Origin of the sequence: Burkholderia sp. LK4, from assembly GCF_001043615.1 — a bacterium.
Lineage (GTDB): Bacteria > Pseudomonadota > Gammaproteobacteria > Burkholderiales > Burkholderiaceae > Burkholderia > Burkholderia cepacia.
Genome location: NZ_LDUL01000059.1, coordinates 35534 through 56210, shown reverse-complemented (window position 1 = coordinate 56210; position 20677 = coordinate 35534). Strand labels below are relative to the sequence as shown.

Sequence of the window (20677 nt, the reverse complement as noted above, 5' to 3'; positions counted from 1 at the left end):
TTCAAAACTGCCCCGCCGCCCCCGTCCACCGCAAATAATCCCCGCGCGTCCAGTCGAGCGACACGCCGACGCGCTTCGTACCCGGCCGGATCTTCGGCTTGTACACCGACAGCGTCAGCGACTCCAGCGCCGGCCATTCGCGGAACGACAGCACCGCGATGTCGGCGACGAGCGTCTCCAGCAGGCGCGTATGCGGCTTGTGCGACAGGAACGCGGCAAGTCGCGCGCAATAACCGTCGTAATCGATCCACTCGCCCTGCTCGCTCGGCTCGCAGCGATAGCCGAGCCGCGCATCGATCACGATCGGCTGCGGCGCTTCATGCTCGTGCGCATGAATGCCGATCCGCGCGGGCACCTTCAGTTCGTCGACGAACACGCTCCAGCCACGCCCGCGCAGGCGCGGCGCGTCGATCGCCACGAACGGTTCGTCGAACGGCTTCATGATGCGAGCGGCGCGGCCGCGTCGAGCATGATGCGCACGAAATAATCGGCGAAGCTGCGGCGCAGGACGATCTCGAACGCATCGTCGCCGGTCGGGACCAGCACGATCGACGTCTTGAAGTAGTGCGACTGCGCGCACTGGCCCGGCTTGAACACGCGCGGGTGCAGATCGAGCGGGCAGCCACGTGCGAGCACGTCGCGCACACGTTCGCCGCTGATCTCGACGACGGTATAACCGCTGCCGACGTCGACGGCCGCCGCATACGTACCCTGCACGGCCTCCGCGAGTCGCGCCTCCAGCACGCCTGCCTGCACGGGCCCGTGCGAGCGCACGAGCCACTCGTCGGGGCCGAGCCACAGCACGTCGTACTCGGCGCCGCGGGCAACCGTGTTCGGCGCCGCGGGCGGCCGGCAGCCGACCACGCGCTCGAACGCGGCGACGAACGCCGGATCGCTCAACTCGCCGCGCACGTTCACGAGATCGAGGAACGGCCGCTCGCGCAGCGTGAACTTCTTCGATGCGCGCGCCTGGTGCGGCTTCAGCACGTCGGCCGCGCCGACGAACGGCGATTCAAGCGTCACGCCGCCCGCGCCCGCCACCTGCGTCTGGTTTCTGGTTTCATTCCACATGCTGGCGCACCCCTTCGGTATCGTAGAAAACCGGGCTCGAGATCTTCGCGGTGATGCGCTTGCCGTTGGCCAGCGGAATCACGACGCTCTCGCCCATCTTGTTCAGGCCGCCCTTCACCACCGCGAGCGCGATCGAGCGCTTCAGGATCGGGCTGTAGTAGCTCGACGTCACGTGGCCGATCATCGGCGTCGGATCGACCGCCGACACCTGCGTGTCCTTCGCGACGATCTGCGCGCCTTCCGGCAGCACGAACTGTTCGTCCTCGGTCAGCAGGCCGACGAACTGCTTGCGGCCCTCCTTCGCGGTGTCCGAGCGCGCGAGCGAACGCTTGCCGAGGAAGTCCTTCGACTTCGCGACCAGCCCGCCCATCCCGAGGTCGTACGGCGTGACCGAGCCGTCGGTGTCCTGGCCGACGATGATGTAACCCTTCTCCGCACGCAGCACGTGCATCGTTTCGGTGCCGTACGGCGTGATGTCGAACTCGGCACCGGCGGCCATCAGCGCTTCCCACACCGCGCGGCCCGCATTCGCCGGCACGTTCACTTCATAGGCGAGCTCGCCCGAGAAGCTGATCCGCATCACGCGCGCCTTCGCGCCGGCAACGGTGCCGTTCCGGTAGCTCATGAACGGGAACGCCTCGTTGCCGAAGTCGATGTCCTGGCACACCTTCTGCACGACCTTGCGGCTCTTCGGGCCGACCACCGCGAACGTCGCCCAGTGATCGGTGACCGACGACAGCCGCACCTTCATGTCGGGCCATTCGGTCTGCAGCCAGCGTTCGAGCCACGTGAGCACGCGCGCCGCGCCGCCCGTCGTGGTCGTCATCATGAAATGCTGGTCGGCGAGGCGCACGGTCACGCCGTCGTCGAACACCATCCCGTTTTCGTCGAGCATCAGCCCGTAGCGGCACTTGCCGACCTCGAGCTTGTTCCACGGGTTCGTGTACATCCAGTTCAGCAGCTTCACGGCATCCGGGCCCTGAATGTCGATCTTGCCGAGCGTCGATGCGTCGAGGATGCCGACGCTGTTGCGCACCGCCAGGCATTCGCGCTTCACGGCCGCATGGAGGTCCTCGCCTTTCTTCGGGAAGTACCACGGCCGCTTCCAGTTGCCGACGTCCTCGAACAGCGCGCCGTGCTCGACGTGCCACTCGTGCACGCAGGTCTTGCGGATCGGGTCGAGGAAATCGCCGAGCTCGCGGCCCGCGAACGTACCGAACGAAACGGGCGTGTAGTTCGGGCGGAACGTGGTCGTGCCCGTTTCCGGAATCGACTTGCCGAGCGCCCCCGCGAGGATCGCCATCCCGTTGATGTTGCCGAGCTTGCCCTGATCGGTGCCGAAGCCCATCGCCGTATAACGCTTCACGTGCTCGACCGACTCGAAGCCTTCGCGCGCGGCAAGCAGGATGTCGGCGGCCGACACGTCGTTCTGGAAATCGACGAACTGCTTCGGCCCGCGCGCCGCGGCCTCGCGGCTGCCGACGAGCCACAGCGGCTGCAGTGCGCCTTCGACGGTTTCCGCGACCTGCGGCGCGACCGGGCGCTGCTCGGCCGTGAAGCCCGCGGCCTTCGCCGCTTCCACGCCCGCATCGACCGCGAGCCGCAGCGCGCGCGCCAGGCCGAATTCCCCGGCCGCCGCGCCGATGCTCGCTTCCGCCTGCACGGGCTTGCCCGGCAGGAAGCACGCCTTCTCGTCACTCCAGCATGCCTTGCCGCCCGACTGCGCGAACAGGTGCAGCACGGGGCTGAAGCCGCCCGACATCGCGACGAGGTCGCACGGCAGCGTCTGCAGCTTGCCGCCCACCTGGCCGTTCGTGCTGGACGCGACGTCGACCGACGATACGCGCCACTTGCCCGATGCGGCCGTCACGACGGCGCCGCTCAACACCGTCACGCCCTGCCGCTTCGCCGCGGCCGGCAGCGCGCCGTTCGACGATGCGCGCGAATCGACGACCGTCACCTTCGCGCCGCATGCCTTCAGGTCGAGCGCGGTCTGGTACGCACGATCGTTGTTCGTGAACACGACCGCGTTGCGGCCCGGCAGCACGCCGAAGCGATGCACGTAGGTGGACACCGCGCCGGCGAGCATCACGCCGGGCAGGTCGTTGTTGCCGAACACGATCGGACGCTCGTGCGCGCCGGTCGCGAGGATCACGCGCTTCGCGCGAACTTTCCACAGCAGCTCGCGCGTGCCCTTGCGCATCGACACGGGCAGGTGATCGGTCAGGCGCTGCGTGACCGTCACGAGGTTGTGGTCCTGGTAGCCGAACGCGGTGCTGCGCGACAGGATCGTCACGTCGGGCAGCCTGCGCAGCTCGGCCTCGATCTTCTCGACCCACTGCAGCGCGGGCTTCGCGTCGATTTCCGCGCGGCACGACAGCAGGCTGCCGCCGAGCTCGCGCTGGTCGTCGACGAGAATCACGCGCGCGCCGGCCGTGGCCGCCGCATGCGCGGCCGCGAGCCCCGACGGGCCGCCGCCCACGACGAGCACGTCGCAGTGCGCATAACACTTGTCGTAGCGATCGGCGTCGAGCGCTTCCGGTGCCTTGCCGAGGCCGGCGGCTTCGCGGATCTTCTCTTCGTACTTCGGCCACATCTTGCGCGGCCACATGAAGGTCTTGTAGTAGAAGCCGGCCGGCAGAAAGCGCGACAGCTTCTGGTTGATCGCGTACTTGTCGTTCTCGAGCGTCGGCTCGGCGTTCACGCTCGACGCGACGAGCCCCTGGTACAACTCGATCTCGGTCGCACGCGCATTCGGCACCGTGTACGGGCCCGATTCGAGCTGCACGACCGCGTTCGGTTCCGCGACGTCAGCCGTCACGATCCCGCGCGGGCGGTGGTACTTGAAGCTGCGCGCGACGAAGTGCACGCCGTTCGCGAGCAGCGCGGACGCGAGCGTGTCGCCCTGGAAGCCCTGATACGTGCGGCCGTTGAACGTGAACGTCAACGGAATCGCGCGATTGATGCGGCCACCGGTGCCGAGGCGGTCTTTCTGGCTCATTTGCTCGTGCCCTCTTCGTGTGCGTTGCCGGCAGCGTCGCCGCCGAACTTTTCGTAGCCCTTGATATCGTAGGTCACCGTGTCGCGCGTGGCCTTGAACCAGCGGCGGCAGCCCTGCGCGTGCAGCCATTGCTCCTTGTGCAGCCCGCGCTTGTTCTCGCGCATGAACACGTATTCGCCCCATTCGCGGTCGGTCATGTTCTCGTTGTTGACGGGGCGCACGATGTCGGCTTCACCGCCGCACGAGAACTCGGATTCGGCGCGCGGCCCGCACCACGGACATTCGATCAGCAACATGTTTTCTTCTCCTCGTTCAGTGCGCGACGGCGGCTGCGCCGTGCTCGTCGATCAGGTGGCCCGTGTAGAAGCGGTCGAGCGCGAACGGCGCGTTCAGCGGATGCGGTTCGTCGCGCGCGATCGTGTGCGCGAACACCCAGCCCGAGCCGGGCGTCGCCTTGAAGCCGCCGGTGCCCCAGCCGCAGTTGAAGTAGAGGCCCTTCACGTCGGTCTTGGTGATGATCGGGCACGCGTCCGGCGACACGTCGACGATGCCGCCCCACTGGCGGTTCATCCGCACGCGCGAGAACACCGGGAACATCTCGACGATCGCCTGCAGCGTGCTTTCGATGATGTGGAAGCTGCCGCGCTGGCCGAAGCCCGTGTACTGGTCGATACCCGCGCCGATCACGAGGTCGCCCTTGTCGGACTGGCTGATGTACGCGTGCACCGCGTTCGACATGATCACCGAGTTCACCACCGGCTTGATCGGCTCGGACACCAGCGCCTGCAGCGGGTGGCTTTCGATCGGCAGGCGCACGCCGGCCATGTCGGCGAGCGTCGTCGTGTTGCCGGCCGCGACCACCGCCACCTTCTTCGCCTTGATGAAGCCCTTCACCGTATCGACGCCGACCACCGCGCCGCCTTCGCGGCGAATGCCCGTCACCTGGCAATTCTGGATGATGTCGACACCCGCGCGGTCCGCGCCGCGCGCGAAGCCCCAGGCCACCGCGTCGTGACGCGCGACACCGGCGCGGCGCTGGATCGACGCGCCGAGCACCGGATAGCGGCTGTTCAGGTTGATGGTCGGCTCGATTTCCTTGATCTGCGCAGGCGTCAGGAACTCGGCGTCGACACCGTTCAGGCGGTTCGCGTTCACGCGGCGCTCGGTGTCGCGCACGTCCTGCAGCGTGTGGGCCAGGTTCATCACGCCGCGCTGGCTGAACATCACGTTGTAGTTCAGGTCCTGCGACAGCCCTTCCCACAGCTTCATCGCCTTCTCGTACAGCGCGGCCGATTCGTCCCACAGATAGTTCGAGCGCACGATCGTCGTGTTGCGCGCGGTGTTGCCGCCGCCGATCCAGCCCTTCTCGAGGATCGCGACGTTCGTGATGCCGTGTTCCTTCGCGAGGTAGTACGCGGTCGCGAGGCCGTGGCCGCCGCCGCCGACGATCACGACGTCGTATTCCTTCTTCGGTTCCGGGCTCTTCCACTGCTTTTCCCAGTTCTCGTGATACGAGAGACCGTTGCGGAACAGGCTGAATATCGAGTAGCGGCTCATGTTGTGGTCCTTCGTTAGCATTCGATGACGTTCACGGCCAGACCGCCGCGCGACGTTTCCTTGTATTTCGTCTTCATGTCGGCGCCCGTCTCGCGCATCGTCTTGATGACCGAGTCGAGCGACACGTAGTGCTGGCCGTTGCCCTTGAGCGCCATGCGCGACGCGTTCAGCGCCTTGATCGCGCCCATCGCGTTGCGCTCGATGCACGGGATCTGCACGAGCCCGCCGACGGGGTCGCAGGTCATCCCGAGGTTGTGCTCCATGCCGATCTCGGCCGCGTTCTCGACCTGGTCGGGCGTGCCGCCCATCACCGCGGCCAGCGCGGCGGCCGCCATCGAGCACGCGACGCCCACTTCGCCCTGGCAGCCGACTTCCGCGCCTGAGATCGATGCGGTTTCCTTGTAGATGATCCCGATCGCCGCGGCCGTCATCAGGAATTCGACGATGCCGGCTTCGTTCGAGCCCGGCACGAACTTCACGTAGTAGTGCAGCACCGCGGGAATCACGCCGGCCGCGCCGTTGGTCGGCGCGGTGACGACACGGCCGCCCGCCGCGTTCTCCTCGTTGACGGCCATCGCATACAGGTTGACCCAGTCGAGCATCGACAGCGGGTCGCGCAGCGACTCTTCCGAACGCGCGCGCAGGCGGGCATTCAGCTCGGCCGCGCGGCGCTTCACGCGCATCGGGCCCGGCAGGTCGCCCTCGACCTTGCAGCCGCGCTCGACGCAGGCGGCCATCGTGCGCCAGATCGCGAGCAGCCCGGCGCGCACTTCGTCGGCGGGACGCAGCGCGCATTCGTTGCGCATCATCAGCTCGGCGATCGACAGCCCGTGCTCGCGGCACTGGCGCATCAGGTCGTCGCCGGTGCGGAACGGGTACGGCACCTCGACCGCCGCGCGCACGCCGTTCACGCGATCGCCGTCGCGGTTCACGACGAAGCCGCCGCCGACCGAGTAATACTCTTTCTCGACTAGCAGCTGGCCGTGCTCGTCGAACGCCTGGAAGCGCATCCCGTTCGGGTGCACGATGCTCGTGCCGCTCATCAGCTTGCGATAGAAGCCGATGTGTTCCTTTTCGTCGAAGTGCACCGTCTGCTTGCCGAGCAGCGACAGCGATTTCTCCGCGCGGATCGCGGCCAGCCGCGGCTCGATCAGGTCGGGATCGATCGTGTCGGGCAGGTGGCCCTCGAGGCCGAGCAGCACGGCCTTGTCGGTGCCGTGGCCCTTGCCGGTCGCGCCGAGCGAGCCGTATAGTTCGACCCGCACGCGGCGCACGAAACCGAGCAGGTTCGCGTCCTCGACGTGCGACGCGAAGCGGCACGCGGCGATCATCGGGCCGACCGTATGCGAACTGGACGGGCCGATGCCGATCTTGAACAGGTCGAACGCGCTGACGTTCATCTGGCTTCCTCTGGATGGGGACATACATCAAGTGACGTTGGGCACCAGTACATCAAAGCGTAAAATCGGCCGATAGAACAAAAACGGCATCGGCGTGGGATACCGCCGCCAAGCGCCGCGCCGGCAGGCCGGAAAGTGCGTTTTGGCGATGGTTCGCGACGGAAAACCACAAGTCGGGACGGAGCCGATCGGCGACGCTGGCTGCATCCGCGTCGCCCGGCCGTGCCCGACTGCCGTACCCGCGTTACCCGTATCGACAGACTGAGTGAGACCGCCTGCCCGGCGTGAAGAGATTGGCCGCGATGACACCTGACGTACCCGCTTCCCCCCTCGCAGAACCCGCACCGCGACGCATCCGCTTCGGCATCGTGCTGCTGCCGAACTTCACGCTGACGGCTTTCTCGGGCTTCGTCGACATGCTCCGGCTGTCGGCGGACGACGGCGACTACAGCAAGCCCGTGCGCTGCGCGTGGAGCGTGATCGGCGAGACGCTCGCGCCGGTGCGCGCGAGCTGCGGGATCCAGATCACGCCATGGGAAACCTTCGACGCGGCCGAGCCGTTCGACTACGTGGTGGTGGTCGGCGGGCTGCTGCATTCGGGGCCGCAGGCGGGCCCCGAGACGCTCGACTTCATCCGCCGCGCGGCGGCCGGCGGCGCAACGGTCGTCGGGATCTGCACCGGCGTGTTCACGCTGATGCGCGCAGGCGTGCTCGACGGCTATCGCACCTGCGTGAGCTGGTTCCATTACTGGGATTTCATCGAGCGCTTTCCGGCCGCCGATCCCGACCTGCTGATCGCCGACCGGCTGTTCGTGATCGACCGGCGCCGCATCACCTGTTCGGGCGGCCGCGCGTCGATCGACGTCGCCGCCGCGATCCTGCTGCGCCATTTCGATCACGCGACCGTGCAGAAGGCGCTGCGCATCCTGCTGGTCGGCGAGATGCAGAAAGGAAACGCCCCGCAGCCGCATCCGCCGGGCCTCGAGCCGGCGACGCACCCGAAGGTCAAGCGCGCGATTCTCCTGATGGAACAGCATGTCGGGCGGGCGCTGTCGCTCGACGAGCTCGCGAACAAGCTCGACCTGTCGACGCGGCAGCTCGAGCGGCTGTTCAAGGCCGAAACGGGCAAGAGCCCGCAGGCATTCGCGAAACAGGTGCGGCTGCGCACGGCCGCGTGGCTGCTGACCAGTTCCGACCGCACGGTGGCCGATATCGCGTCGAGCTGCGGGTTCGCCGATGCGTCGCACCTCGGACGCGAGTTCCGCAAGCAGTTCGGCGTGCCGCCGGCGACTTATCGGGAGCGCGGCGGCGAAGTGGCGGAAGCCGGCGCGACGGCAGATGCGACGGACGACTCCGTCGAGGACATCGCCGACTGACGGCCGACGCACCCGCACGGCTCTTTCCCGCCCGGCTGCCCCACCGCAAAGCGATAGTCGATCGCACCGATTTCCCTTCAAATGGAACCGGTTTCAATTGATTTGACCGACGTTGCCCTCCGTTAATCGAGGGTTATCCCGGATGCTTCGTCGCGCTCAAATTTGTATGATGACCACATAACCTTACAAACCAGAGCGCCATGTTCGAGAAAATTCCCGCCCGCGCGATGAGCGACCATGTCGCGCAGCAACTGCTCAAGCAAATCGAAGTCGGCAGCTTCTCGGCCACCGGCAAGCTGCCGACGGAGGCCGTGCTCGCGCAGGAATTCGGCGTGAGCCGTACCGTGATCCGCGAGGCGATCTCGCGGCTGAAGAACGAAGGCGTGGTCGAGCCGCGCCAGGGCAGCGGCGTGTACGTGAACCAGCACGGCGCGATCCGGCCGCTGCGGATCGACTATGCGGAAGCGGTCGAGGCCACCTCGCTGCCGCACCTGCTCGCGGTGCGCCGTGCGATCGAAGCCGAGGTCGCGGCCGAAGCGGCCCTGCACCACACCGACGAGGACATGGCCGACATCGACGATGCGCTGCGCAAGATCGACGAGGCCGTGGCCGAAGGGCGCGACGGCGTCGCGGAAGACGTCGCGTTCCACCGCACGATCGCGGCCGTCACCGGCAACCCGTATTTCCTGAAGACGCTGCAGTTTCTGAACCAGTACCTCGAAGCCGGCGTGAAGGTCACGCGGCGCAACGAAGCAACGCGCGAGGACTTCTCGCGCCAGGTGCGCGACGAACACGCGGCGATCGCCGACGCGATCCGCGCGCGCGACCCGATGGCCGCGCGCAACGCGGCACGCACGCACATGTACAACGCCGCCCGCCGTCTCGCGGAAGCCGGCATCTGCTGAAGCCGGCGGCCGCGGCCGTTACCGGCGCCGCCGCTGTCACGAACCTCTCCCGAATCGATCAAGGTTGACCATGTCACGAAATGTTGGAGTCATCGGCCTCGGCGCGATGGGCCTCGGCGTCGCCCGCTCGCTGCTGCGCGCCGGCCTGCGCGTGCACGCATGCGACGTACGCGACACCGTGCTGCAGGCATTCGCGGCCGAAGGCGGCGTCGCCTGCGCGACGCCGGCCGAACTCGGCGCGTTGTGCGACGTCGTCGTCACGCTCGTCGTGAATGCTGCTCAAACCGAAACGGTGCTGTTCGGCGAGCACGGCGCGGTCGCGGCGATGAAGCCGGGCAGCGTCGTGATCGCCAGCGCGACCGTCGCGCCGGAATTCGCGGTGGCGCTCGGCGCACGCATCGAGGCCGCCGGCCTGCAGATGCTCGATGCGCCCGTGTCCGGCGGCGCCGCGCGCGCGGCCTCCGGCGAGATGACGATGATGACGTCGGGCCCGGCCGCCGCATACGCGGGCTGCGAGGACGTGCTCGCCGCGATCGCCGGCAAGGTCTATCGCCTCGGCGATGCGCACGGCATCGGCTCGAAGGTGAAGATCATCAACCAGTTGCTGGCCGGCGTGCATATCGCCGCGGCGGCCGAGGCGATGGCGCTGGGCCTGCGCGAAGGCGTCGATGCCGACGCGCTGTACGACGTGATCACGCACAGCGCCGGCAATTCGTGGATGTTCGAGAACCGCGTGCCGCACATCCTGAACGGCGACTACACGCCGCTGTCGGCCGTCGACATCTTCGTGAAGGATCTCGGCCTCGTGCTCGATACCGCGCGCCGCAGCAAGTTCCCGCTGCCGCTGTCGGCCACCGCGCACCAGATGTTCATGAGCGCGTCGAGCGCCGGCCACGGCGGCGAGGACGATTCCGCCGTGATCAAGACTTTCCCCGGCATCACGCTGCCGCCCGCCCGCTGATTCGAACGACGTACCCGCCATGACCGCTCCCGTTTCCCGTCCCCTGCTCGGCTGCATCGCCGACGATTTCACCGGCGCGACCGATCTCGCGAACATGCTCGTCAAAAGCGGCATGCGCACCGTGCAGACGATCGGCGTGCCCGCCGACGGCACCGCAGTCGACACGCTGATCGATGCGGACGCGATCGTCGTCGCACTGAAGTCGCGCACGATCCCCGCGGCCGACGCCGTCGCGCAATCGCTCGCCGCCTACGCATGGCTGCGCGAGCAAGGCTGCCGGCAATTCTTCTTCAAGTACTGCTCGACGTTCGATTCGACCGACGCGGGCAACATCGGGCCCGTCGCCGATGCGCTGCTCGATGCGGCCGGCGGCGGCTTCACGATCGCATGCCCGGCGTTCCCCGAGAACGGCCGCACGATCTATCGCGGCCACCTGTTCGTCGGCGACGTGCTGCTGAACGAATCGGGCATGGAAAACCATCCGCTCACGCCGATGAAGGACGCGAACCTCGTGCGCGTGCTGCAGCGGCAAACGAAGTCGCCCGTCGGCCTGATCCGCTACGACACGATCGCGCTGGGCGCGGCCGCCGTGCGCACGCGGATCGACCAGTTGCGTGCGGAAGGCGCACGATTCGCGATCGCCGACGCGCTGTCGGACCGCGACCTCTACGTGCTCGGCGAAGCCTGCGCGGGCCTGCCGCTCGTCACCGGCGGCTCGGGCATCGCGCTCGGCCTGCCCGCGAATTTCTGCCGCGCGGAGCAGCTGCCCGAGCGCGACAACGCGGCGTCGCTGCCGCGTATCGACGGCCTGTCGGCGGTGCTCGCCGGCAGTGCATCGAAGGCCACCAACGCGCAGGTCGCCGCATGGCGCGCCACGCGGCCGAGCTTCCGCATCGATCCGCTCGCGGCATCGCGCGGCGAACCCGTCGTCGACCAGGCACTCGCGTTCGCGCGCACGCACCTGCCGCAGCCCGTGCTGATCTACGCGACCGCGACGCCTGACGAAGTGAAGGCCGTACAACAAGCACTCGGCGTCGACGCGGCCGGCCATCTCGTCGAAGCCACGCTCGCGGCGATCGCGCGCGGGCTGCGCGATCTCGGCGTGCGCAAGTTCGTCGTCGCCGGCGGCGAGACGTCCGGCGCGGTCGTGCAGGCGCTCGACGTGAAGTCGCTGCAGATCGGCGCGCAGATCGATCCGGGCGTACCGGCGACGGCCACCATCGACGCGGCGCCGCTCGGCCTCGCGCTGAAGTCCGGCAACTTCGGCACCACGGACTTTTTCGACAAGGCGCTGCGCGCGCTGGACGGAGCCGCACGATGAGCGACGAAGCGAAACTGCGCGAGGAGATCTGCGTCGTCGGCGCCAGCCTGTACGCGCGCGGCCACGCGATCGGGAGCGCCGGCAACATCAGCGCGCGGCTGCCCGACGGCTGGCTGATCACGCCGACCGACGCGTGCCTCGGCCGGCTCGACCCGAACGACATCGCGAAGGTCGGCCTCGACGGCCAGCCCGTATCGGGCGGCAAGCCGTCGAAGACGCTCGCGCTGCATCGCGGCATCTACGCGCGCAATGCCGAAGCGAACGGCGTCGTCCACACCCATTCGACGCACCTCGTCGCGCTGACGCTCGCGGGCGTATGGCGCGACACCGACGTGCTGCCCCCGATCACGCCGTACTACGTGATGAAGGTCGGCCACATTCCGCTGATCCGCTACCGCCGCCCCGGCGATCCGGGCGTCGCCGCGGAAGTCGCGGCGCTCGCCGACCAGGTGCGCGGCGTGCTGCTCGACCGCCTCGGCCCGGTGATGTGGGGGCCATCGGTGTCGCACGCGTCGTATGCACTTGAAGAACTCGAGGAAACGGCGCGGCTGTGGCTGATGACGAACCCGAAACCCGAACCGCTCGACGAGGCCGCGCTCGACGAATTGCGCGCCAGCTTCGGCGCGCGCTGGTAGCGACGTACCCCGCAACGATTCCCATGCCCGCCGTGTGCGCGGGCCCTTCCGTCAGCACACACAATGATCCGGCGGCGTACACGCCGCCGGCACACAACATCCTGGAGACGACGATGACTGCTCTCGACGCGGCCGCTGGCCGCTCGCCCGCCGCGCCCGCCCATGCCGCGGAACTCGACCGCACCTACAAGAAAGTGTTCTGGCGCATCGTGCCGTTCCTGATGCTCTGCTACGTGGTCGCGTATCTCGACCGCGTGAACGTCGGCTTCGCGAAGCTGCAGATGTCGCAGGATCTCGCGTTCAGCGAAACCGTGTTCGGTCTCGGCGCCGGCATCTTCTTCCTTGGCTATTTTCTGTTCGAACTGCCAAGCAACATGCTGATGCACCGCATCGGCGCACGCATCTGGATCGCGCGGATCATGATCACGTGGGGCCTGCTTTCCGGGCTGTTCGCATTCGTGCAGACGCCGACGCAGTTCTACGTGCTGCGCTTCCTGCTCGGCCTCGCGGAAGCCGGCTTCTATCCCGGCGTGATCCTGTATCTCACGTACTGGTTCCCGTCGCATCGCCGCGCGAAGATCATCGCGGTGTTCATGTCCGCGATTCCCGTGTCGGGCATCTTCGGCAACCCGCTGTCGGGCTGGATCATGGAGCGCTTCCACGGCGGCTCGGGTTTCCACGGCTGGCAATGGATGTTCATGATCGAAGCCGTGCCGGCCGTGCTCGTCGGCATCGCGACCATCTTGTATCTCGACAACAGCATCCGCGGCGCGAAGTGGCTCGACGAACGCGAGAAACAGCTGCTGGAGGACGAGATCGCCGCGCAGCCGCAGGAACAGCAGCAGCACGGCCACTCGCTGAAGGCCGTGTTCGCCGACCCGCGCATGTGGTGGATGTCGCTGATCTACTTCGCGTTCGTCACGGGCCAGTACGGCCTCACGTTCTGGATGCCGACGCTCGTGAAGTCGACCGGCATCACCGATACGCTGCAGATCGGCCTGCTGTCCGCGATCCCGTTCCTCGTCGCGATCGTCGTGATGAACCTGTTCGGCCACAGCGCGGACAAGCGCCGCGAACGCCGCTGGCACCTGATCGTGCCCGCGCTGATGGGCGCGGTCGGGTTTGCGGTCGCCGCGTCGTACTCGCACAATACGGCGGTGTCGATCGTGTTCCTGTCGCTCGCGGCGGGCGGCGTACTGACCTGCGCACCGCTGTTCTGGTCGCTGCCGACCGCGTTCCTCGCGGGCTCCGCGGCCGCCGCCGGCATCGCGATCATCAACTCGGTCGGCAACCTCGCCGGGTTCGCGAGCCCGTACGTGATCGGCTACCTGAAGGACGTCACGCACAGCACGGCGTCCGGCATGTATGTGCTGGCCGCGATGCTCGTGATCGGCGCGATCGCCGTGTGGCTCACGCCCGCGAAACTCGTGAACCGCTGAACCGCCGAGTTGCCATTCGATGCGGGGCGGCACATGCCCCGCCCCATTCATTCACAGGACCCGCTGCCATGCCACGCTTCGCCGCCAACCTCTCGATGATGTACACCGAGCACGCGTTCCTCGAACGCTTCGCCGCTGCCGCCTACGACGGTTTCAAGGCCGTCGAGTACCTGTTCCCGTACGACTTCGCCGCCGAGGACATCCGCGCGCGCCTCGACGCGCACCACCTCGAACAGGCGCTGTTCAACGCGCCGCCCGGCGACTGGGCCGCGGGCGAACGCGGCACCGCATCGCTGCCGGGCCGCGAGGACGAGTTCCGGCGCGGCATCGACCAGGCGCTCGACTATGCACGCGTGCTCGGCAACCGGAAGCTGCACGTGATGGCCGGGATGGTGCCGCCGGGCGCCGACCGTGCGCGCCATCGCGACACCTACCTGTCGAACCTGCGCCATGCCGCGCAGGCCGCTGCCGCGCACGGCATCACGATCCTGATCGAGCCGATCAACCAGCGCGACATGCCCGGCTATTTCCTGAGCCGCCAGGACGACGCGCAGGCGATCCGCGCGGAAGTCGGCGCGCCGAACCTGAAGGTGCAGTTCGACTGCTACCACTGCCAGATCGTCGAAGGCGATCTCGCGACGAAGCTCCGGCGCGATTTCGCGGGCATCGGCCATATCCAGATCGCGGGCGTACCCGACCGCCACGAGCCGGATCTCGGCGAACTCAACTACCCGTATCTGTTCGAGCTGATCGACACGCTCGGCTACGACGGCTGGATCGGTTGCGAGTACCGCCCGAAGGCCGGCACGTCGGAAGGGCTCGGCTGGCTCAGGGCCTGTTCCCGCTAATTCACGCATTCCTCGGAAGGTAACGAACATGAAAGTACTGATCACCGGCGGCGCCGGCTTTCTCGGCCAGCGTCTGGCGCGCAAGCTGCTCGAGCGCGGCGAACTGAGCGGCCCCGACGGCCGCAGCGAGAAGATCGACGAGCTGGTGCTGCTCGACGTCGTCGAAGGCAGCGATTTCGGCGATGCGCGCGTGACGTCGATCGTCGGCGACATCGCCGATCGCGCGGTGCTCGAACGCGCGATCGACACGCAAACCGGCGCGATCTTCCACCTCGCGGCAATCGTCAGCGGGCAGGCCGAGGCCGATTTCGATCTCGGCATGCGGATCAACCTCGACGCGTCGCGCGCGCTGCTCGAAGTGTGCCGCGCCCGTGGCCACCGGCCGCGCGTCGTGTTCACGAGCTCGGTCGCGGTGTATGGCGGCACGCTCCCCGACGTCGTGCAGGACGACACGGCACTGAACCCGCAATCGTCCTACGGCGCGGAGAAGGCGATCGCCGAGCTGCTGCTGTGCGACTACGCGCGGCGCGGTTTCGTCGACGGCCGCGTGCTGCGGCTGCCGACGATCAGCGTGCGGCCGGGCCGCCCGAACGCGGCCGCATCGTCGTTCGCGAGCGGCATCATCCGCGAGCCGCTGAACGGCGAGGAAAGCGTGTGCCCGGTGCCGGGTTCGACGCGGCTGTGGCTGCTGTCGCCGCGCGGCGCGATCGATGCGCTCGTCGCGGGCTGCGAAATCGACAGCGCGAAGCTCGGCAACAAACGCGTGATCAATTTGCCCGGCCTGTCGGTATCGGTCGACGAAATGATCGCGGCGCTGCGCGAAGTCGCGGGCGACGAAGTCGTGAAGCTGATCCGCCATGTGCCCGACGAGCGCGTCGAGAAGATCGTCGGCAGCTGGCCGGGCCGCTGGGATACGTCGCGCGCGGAAGCCCTCGGATTGAAGGGCGACACGTCGTTCGCGGACGTGATCCGCAGCCATCTCGCCGACGAACGGCGCTGATTCCCGCGCCGCCGGCCGCGCGGGCACGGGCTGCGCGGCCGCATCAATGCGGCCGCGCGGATTCGCCAATGGGCAACGACGCGCGTTTCGTTCCGCCCGGCCGGTTCGCCGAACCGGCCGCCCACTGCCACGCGAGCAGGCCCGGCAGATAGAACAGCAGGTCGCGCACGCGGCGGGCGCCGGCCAGGGCGAGACACGTCGGCGGATCGAACCCGAGGAGCCCGCCGATCAGCACGAAGCCGCCCTCCTGCACGCCGAGGCCGCCCGGCATCAGGAACGCGATACTGCTCACGAGCTGGATCAGCGCCTCGATCGCGAGCGCCTGCGCGAAGGTCGGCTCCGCGCCGAGAAAGACCAGCGCGAGCCAGATTTCCAGCGCGTAACCCACGAACTGCAGGGTTTGCCAGATCGCGAGGTAGCGCACGACGATGCCGGTCTTTCTCCAGATCATCCGGATCGACTGATCGGTACGCGCCGATTCGCCGACGAGCGCCACCACCTTCCCGCTCGTGACGCGGTTCAGCACGCGCATCGCGCGCTCGAACGGCCGCGCATGCTGCACCAGCGCGAACAGCAGCAGCACCGGCACCAGCGCGGCCATGCCGATCGCGAGGTTCCCGGCCACCCGGGCGGCATCGGACGAGACGTGCCCGAGCACGTAGCCGATCGCGACCAGCGCGAACACCAGCTGGCTGATCAGCGTCAGCTGCATGTCGGCGACGAGGCTGGCCACGGCCGTCGCCGGCCGCACGCCCGCCTGTCGCAGCATGCCGAACGACACGATCTCGCCGCCGATCCGCGCGACCGGCAGCAGCCCGTTGATCGACTCGCGAATCCACACGAGTTTCAGCATCGTCGCGAACGACGGCCGGCGCGGGCCGCGGATCAGCATCCGCCAGTCCCACGCATTCGCGAGCATCGGCAGGAGGTGGGCCAGCGCCGCGAGCAGCAATCCGGCGCCGGCAATCTGCAGGCGATGCAGGATGTCCAGCGGATGCTCGCGCCAGATCAGCCATACGGCGAGCGCCAGCCCGCCCAGCGCCGCGGCCTGCCCCGCGCGCCGAAGCCGCGCGTCGCTGCGCGCGACGTTCCGGGCGGTGTCGCCGCCGGGGTTCGTCTGCGTCGTCATGATTCGCTCGCCGCCGACAACAGCCCTTCCCGGTTCACGCGAAAGCGCGTGCCGCGCCACACGACATGCGACGAGAAGAAGCTCGACACGAACACGAAGAACTGCAGGAGATCGACGAACGGCAGCCAGATTGCGCCGCGCAGCCCCGCGCCGGTCGCACGGCTCGTTCTCAGCATCAGCAGCACCCGCGCGGCGAGCGCCGCGACCGCCAGCGCGCACGCGGCGGCCGTGCCGCCCGAGAACAGCAGCGCCAGCAGCGCGAGCGGCACCGGGTGCATCAGCACCGAGCCCGCATGACCGAGCCGGTCCGCCGCGCGAATCGTGCAGCTCCAGCGCAACTCGTGGGCGTACAGCCTCGAGAGCGTCTCCTCGACGCACGCATGCCCGACGACGAACGGCGGAATGACGACCTGCGCGCCCGCCTGCCGCACCGCTTCGCCCAGCGCGTGATCCTCGGCCAGGTGATGCGCGAATCGCGCGAGGCCGCCGATACGTTCGAGCGTCGCGCGCGTGATCGCAATCGTCTGGCCAAAGCACGGCCGCGCACGCCCGATGAAGAGCCCGGTGATCACGCCCGGCAGGAAATGGTAGTTCGTCATCGCGACGGCGATCCCGGGCCAGAAACCCGGCGATGCGACACCGCGGTACACGCTCGTCACGATGCCGACATCCGGCTGCTGCAGCGCGCCGACGACCGCGCGCAGATAATCGCGCTCGACCAGCACGTCGCTGTCGGCGAGGCACAGCACCGAATACTCCGCGTGTTCGAGCATGTTCACGAGATTGCCGATCTTGCGGTTCGGCCCGTACAGCCGCGCATCGGCGACGACCTTGATGTTCGCGTCAGGGTAGCGTGCGCGCAGCGTCTCGACGGCCGCGAGTGCCGCGTCGCCTGCATCGTGCACGCCGAACAGGTGCTGGACCGGGCCCGGGTAATCCTGCACGAAGAAGCTTTCGAGATGCTGTACGAGCTGCCACTCGTCGCCGTGCAGCGGCTTCGCGACGGTGACACCCGGATACTCGCGCGGCTGCGCCGCCGGCCTCGAAAAGAACCGCCCGACCAGCACGCTGGCCACGACCGTATACGCAATACCCAGCAATACGCCCAGCCCGCAGACGATCGACATCGCGCCGGCCAGCGCGTGCAGCACATGCAGCAACACCATGCGATTCCCCAGTGGTGGCCCGGCGGGACCGTGGTGCATCGGGGCGGGCACGCGCGAAGGCGGGCTCACCCGTGTGCGTAGCGGAACCGATTTCCGTTGAGCCGGATATGAAGGATGACCAGCCGACGGTACGCGCAATCGGATGACACTGCTACCGTGTGACGATCGATTCCGGTCACGTGTACGAATCCGCAATCCAGCGCCGCCCTGAACGCCGCGCGGGCAAGCTTGCGGACCGAAAGGATCGCGGTGACGATCGCGACGACGGTCCACACGCGAAACGTCATCGTCGTGAAAAATGCCTCGGGTACACGCAGCGCCAGCCATGAAACCAGCACGAAGCACTGAACGAACATGCCGGCCAGCGCGGCGATCAGCAGGTAGGCGCGCCATCGCTCGATCGTTGAGGGGGCCATGAGGAGTGAATCTCCCGTACGGGCGACTCGCGTCGACCGGACATCGATCGGCAAGGTCGCGGATTGACGGGCAAGCCTGACAGGCGTGACCCGGTTCGGGATCAGGGGCAGCGGAAAATCCCCCCTGGAAGCGGTGTGGCCGATGGTAGCGGGATTGCCGCCGCCGAACCTTAAGCGTTCTTCAGAATCGGAAGAAGTTTGATCCAGCACAATTACAATCCGTTGCACGGCAGGCGCGGCGCGCTCGTACAATCGCAGGCATCCCGCCCCCGAATCGACCATGCGACTCCTCCTTGTTGAAGACGACGACCTGATCGGCAGCGGTCTCGAGATCAGCCTGACCCAGGCCGGCTATCACGTGGACTGGTTGCGCGACGGTCACGCAGCGGCAGCCGCGCTCGCGACCACGCGCTTCGCGCTCGTCGTGCTCGATCTCGGCCTGCCCGGGAAATCGGGCACCGAGCTGCTGCGCGCGTTGCGCGATGCGGGCGATACCGTCCCCGTGCTGGTCCTGACCGCGCGCGGCACCGTGGCCGACCGCGTCCGCGGCCTCGACGACGGTGCCGACGACTATCTCGCGAAACCGTTCGAACTGACCGAAGTGCTCGCCCGCTGCCGCGCGCTCGTGCGCCGCTCGCAAGGCCGCGCCGGCGACGAGATCGTGTGGCGCGACATCACGATCGACCTGACCGCCCACACGGTGACACGCGATGCGTCGCGCATCGCGCTCACGTCGCGCGAGTGGGCCATCCTGGTCCAGCTCGTCAGCCACCCGGGCGCGCCGCAGTCGCGCTCGCGCCTCGAGGACACCCTGTACGGCTGGCAGGAAGGTATCGAAAGCAATGCGATCGAGGTGCATGTGTCGAACCTGCGCAAGAAGCTCGGCGCGGAACTGATCCGCACCGTTCGAGGCGTCGGCTACGTCGTCGATCTCGCATGACGTCCCGCTCGATACGGCGCCGCGTTTCGTCGATGGCGCTCGGCTGCGTGACGGTCGTGTGGCTCGTCGCCGTGTTCGGCAGCTTCCGGTATGCGACGCGCGAGATCGGCGAATGGGAAGACGCCCGCCTCGTCGAATATGCGTCGCTGCTGGTCAATCTCTCGCCTGCCGACCTCGACCGCCTCGCCCGTGTGCCGCCGGACGCGCGTGTCGAACTGGATCGCCGCGGCTCGAAACCCGGCCCCGAAACCGACGGCGATCGCCTTCCGCGCGACGTGCTGTTCGAGGTGCGCGACGCACGGGGCCAGGTCGTCGCGTCGAGCCTCCCGGCCGGCGCTGCCGGCCTGCCCGACGCGCACGACCCGCGCGGTGTTCCTGAAACGATCGTCATCCGCGGCGCGTCATGGCGTACGCACACGCTGCGCGACGACGCGTCGGGACGCCGGATCCGCGTGATGGAAATCGCGAACACGCGCAGCGACCTGGCGACCGGCACCGCGCGCGGCATCGTCCTGCCGTTGATCGTCGCGCTCCCGGTGCTGGCGCTGCTCCTCTGGTACCTGATCGGACGCGGTCTCGCGCCGCTGAAGACGCTGTCGACGCTGATCGGCGCGCGCGACGCGCGATCGCTCGAACCGCTCGGCATCGCCGCCGTGCCGGACGAAGTGCGCCCGCTGGTCGACGCGATCGACCGCCTGCTGGCCCGGCTGCGGCAATCGATCGTGCGCGAGCGCGCGTTCACGTCCGACGCCGCGCACGAGCTCAAGACACCGCTCGCCGCGATCAAGGTCCAGGCCCAGGTAGCCATCGCGACCGACGATCCGGCACTCCAACGGCTCGCGATGCAGCGGGTCGTTCAAGGCGTCGATCGCAGTGCGCGTCTCGCCGAGCAGTTGCTGCTGCTCGCGCGGCTCGACGAATACGAACGCATTCCGACACGCGCGGTCGCCGTTCGCGAACTCGTCGAAGCCGCCCTCGACCGCCATCTCGCGAAGGCGTCGGACAAAGCCATCGACCTCGTGGCCGGCCCCGTCTCCGAGCGCGCGATCGACGCCGATCCGATCCTGATCGGCATCCTGCTCGACAACCTCGTCGACAACGCCGTGAAGTACGGCCGCCCGGGCGGCCGCATCGAGCTCGGCGTGCGCGACGACGGCGCACTGCAATGCATCGTCGTTCGCGACGACGGGCCCGGTGTCGCCCCCGGCGAGCACGAGCGGCTCGGCGACCGCTTCTATCGCGGCAGCGGCGCGCAGTCGCCCGGCAGCGGGCTCGGGTTGTCGATCGTCACGCGCATCGCGCAATACCTGGGCGGCACCGTGCAGTTCGGGCCCGGCATCGGCGGCCAGGGCCTCGGTGTCGCGGTTGCACTGCCGTCGGCCGGCGCGGGCGAAGCGACGCCGGCAGGCTCACCCGACGACCGATCGCCGCGTGAGATGCCGCATGCTTAACGTTTCGTTAAGCATGCGGTCGTAGAATCCCTCCGTCCGATACTGTCCCCGCCGTACGCAG

At 68.1% G+C, this 20677-nt stretch carries 18 protein-coding genes and 1 pseudogene; 10 read left to right on the top strand and 9 right to left on the bottom strand.

Annotated elements, in window-relative coordinates; translation table 11 throughout:
• Position 1 precedes the first annotated feature (1 nt).
• From VK92_RS27540 to VK92_RS27515, 6 genes are read right to left on the bottom strand one after another with little or no spacing between them, the layout of a single operon-like run.
• A complete protein-coding gene (locus tag VK92_RS27540; protein WP_011354099.1) occupies positions 2-442 on the bottom strand; it encodes a dihydroneopterin aldolase in 441 nt (146 codons plus the stop codon).
• Positions 439-1071, bottom strand: a complete 633-nt coding sequence (locus VK92_RS27535; protein ID WP_048025495.1) for a sarcosine oxidase subunit gamma — start codon at positions 1069-1071, stop codon at positions 439-441. The genes VK92_RS27540 and VK92_RS27535 overlap by 4 nt, the downstream gene beginning before the upstream one ends.
• Complete coding sequence (locus VK92_RS27530; protein WP_048025494.1) at positions 1061-4072, bottom strand: sarcosine oxidase subunit alpha family protein; 3012 nt, start codon at positions 4070-4072, stop codon at positions 1061-1063. The genes VK92_RS27535 and VK92_RS27530 overlap by 11 nt, the downstream gene beginning before the upstream one ends.
• Entirely contained in the window at positions 4069-4368 is a 300-nt protein-coding gene (locus VK92_RS27525; protein ID WP_027790629.1) for a sarcosine oxidase subunit delta, read from the bottom strand. The genes VK92_RS27530 and VK92_RS27525 overlap by 4 nt, the downstream gene beginning before the upstream one ends.
• Before the next feature lie 16 nt (positions 4369-4384).
• Complete coding sequence (locus VK92_RS27520) at positions 4385-5629, bottom strand: sarcosine oxidase subunit beta family protein (protein ID WP_006480591.1); 1245 nt, start codon at positions 5627-5629, stop codon at positions 4385-4387.
• 14 nt (positions 5630-5643) lie between these two features.
• Entirely contained in the window at positions 5644-7029 is a 1386-nt protein-coding gene (locus tag VK92_RS27515; RefSeq protein WP_048025493.1) for an L-serine ammonia-lyase, read from the bottom strand.
• A gap of 302 nt (positions 7030-7331) precedes the next feature.
• On the opposite strand from VK92_RS27515, the gene VK92_RS27510 reads away from it, so the two are divergent.
• From VK92_RS27510 to denD, 8 genes and pseudogenes are all read left to right on the top strand, one after another.
• On the top strand, positions 7332-8405 hold the full coding sequence (locus VK92_RS27510; RefSeq protein ID WP_027790627.1) for a GlxA family transcriptional regulator: 1074 nt from the start codon (positions 7332-7334) through the stop codon (positions 8403-8405).
• A 200-nt stretch (positions 8406-8605) separates the two neighbouring features.
• Positions 8606-9310, top strand: coding sequence for a FadR/GntR family transcriptional regulator (locus VK92_RS27505; RefSeq protein WP_048025492.1), 705 nt, complete (start codon positions 8606-8608; stop codon positions 9308-9310).
• A gap of 58 nt (positions 9311-9368) precedes the next feature.
• A pseudogene (ltnD, locus tag VK92_RS27500) lies at positions 9369-10271 on the top strand (L-threonate dehydrogenase); the annotation flags it as partial.
• Between the two features lie 19 nt (positions 10272-10290).
• Positions 10291-11592: a 3-oxo-tetronate kinase gene (gene otnK / locus VK92_RS27495; RefSeq protein WP_048025490.1), complete on the top strand. Its 1302-nt coding sequence runs from the start codon at positions 10291-10293 to the stop codon at positions 11590-11592.
• Complete coding sequence (gene otnC / locus VK92_RS27490) at positions 11589-12227, top strand: 3-oxo-tetronate 4-phosphate decarboxylase (RefSeq protein WP_048025489.1); 639 nt, start codon at positions 11589-11591, stop codon at positions 12225-12227. Before otnK ends, otnC begins: the two co-directional genes overlap by 4 nt.
• Positions 12228-12340: 113 nt before the next feature.
• A complete protein-coding gene (locus VK92_RS27485) occupies positions 12341-13666 on the top strand; it encodes an MFS transporter (protein WP_042972687.1) in 1326 nt (441 codons plus the stop codon).
• Between the two features lie 68 nt (positions 13667-13734).
• The gene (gene otnI, locus VK92_RS27480) at positions 13735-14514 is read left to right on the top strand and encodes a 2-oxo-tetronate isomerase (protein ID WP_021156338.1); all 780 of its coding nucleotides are present in this window, start codon (positions 13735-13737) and stop codon (positions 14512-14514) included.
• 28 nt (positions 14515-14542) lie between these two features.
• Positions 14543-15514, top strand: coding sequence for a D-erythronate dehydrogenase (denD, locus tag VK92_RS27475; RefSeq protein ID WP_048025488.1), 972 nt, complete (start codon positions 14543-14545; stop codon positions 15512-15514).
• Positions 15515-15557: 43 nt separating this feature from the next.
• On the opposite strand, the gene VK92_RS27470 is transcribed toward denD, so the two are convergent.
• The 3 genes from VK92_RS27470 to VK92_RS40740 all read right to left on the bottom strand — a co-directional run bounded on the left by VK92_RS27470 (position 15558) and on the right by VK92_RS40740 (position 18507).
• Positions 15558-16643, bottom strand: a complete 1086-nt coding sequence (locus tag VK92_RS27470; RefSeq protein ID WP_048025487.1) for a lysylphosphatidylglycerol synthase domain-containing protein — start codon at positions 16641-16643, stop codon at positions 15558-15560.
• Positions 16640-17809: a bacteriohopanetetrol glucosamine biosynthesis glycosyltransferase HpnI gene (gene hpnI, locus VK92_RS27465; RefSeq protein ID WP_082160898.1), complete on the bottom strand. Its 1170-nt coding sequence runs from the start codon at positions 17807-17809 to the stop codon at positions 16640-16642. Before hpnI ends, VK92_RS27470 begins: the two co-directional genes overlap by 4 nt.
• A 65-nt stretch (positions 17810-17874) precedes the next feature.
• Positions 17875-18507, bottom strand: a complete 633-nt coding sequence (locus tag VK92_RS40740) for a hypothetical protein (protein WP_053076302.1) — start codon at positions 18505-18507, stop codon at positions 17875-17877.
• On the opposite strand from VK92_RS40740, the gene VK92_RS27455 reads away from it, so the two are divergent.
• Both VK92_RS27455 and VK92_RS27450 read left to right on the top strand, forming a co-directional pair.
• Positions 18506-19165 carry a response regulator gene (locus tag VK92_RS27455; RefSeq protein WP_021156343.1) on the top strand — a complete coding sequence of 220 codons (660 nt, stop codon included), beginning with the start codon at positions 18506-18508 and terminating at the stop codon, positions 19163-19165. The two genes, VK92_RS40740 and VK92_RS27455, sit on opposite strands and share 2 nt — an antisense overlap.
• Complete coding sequence (locus VK92_RS27450; RefSeq protein ID WP_048025486.1) at positions 19162-20616, top strand: ATP-binding protein; 1455 nt, start codon at positions 19162-19164, stop codon at positions 20614-20616. The genes VK92_RS27455 and VK92_RS27450 overlap by 4 nt, the downstream gene beginning before the upstream one ends.
• Positions 20617-20677: the final 61 nt, after the last annotated feature.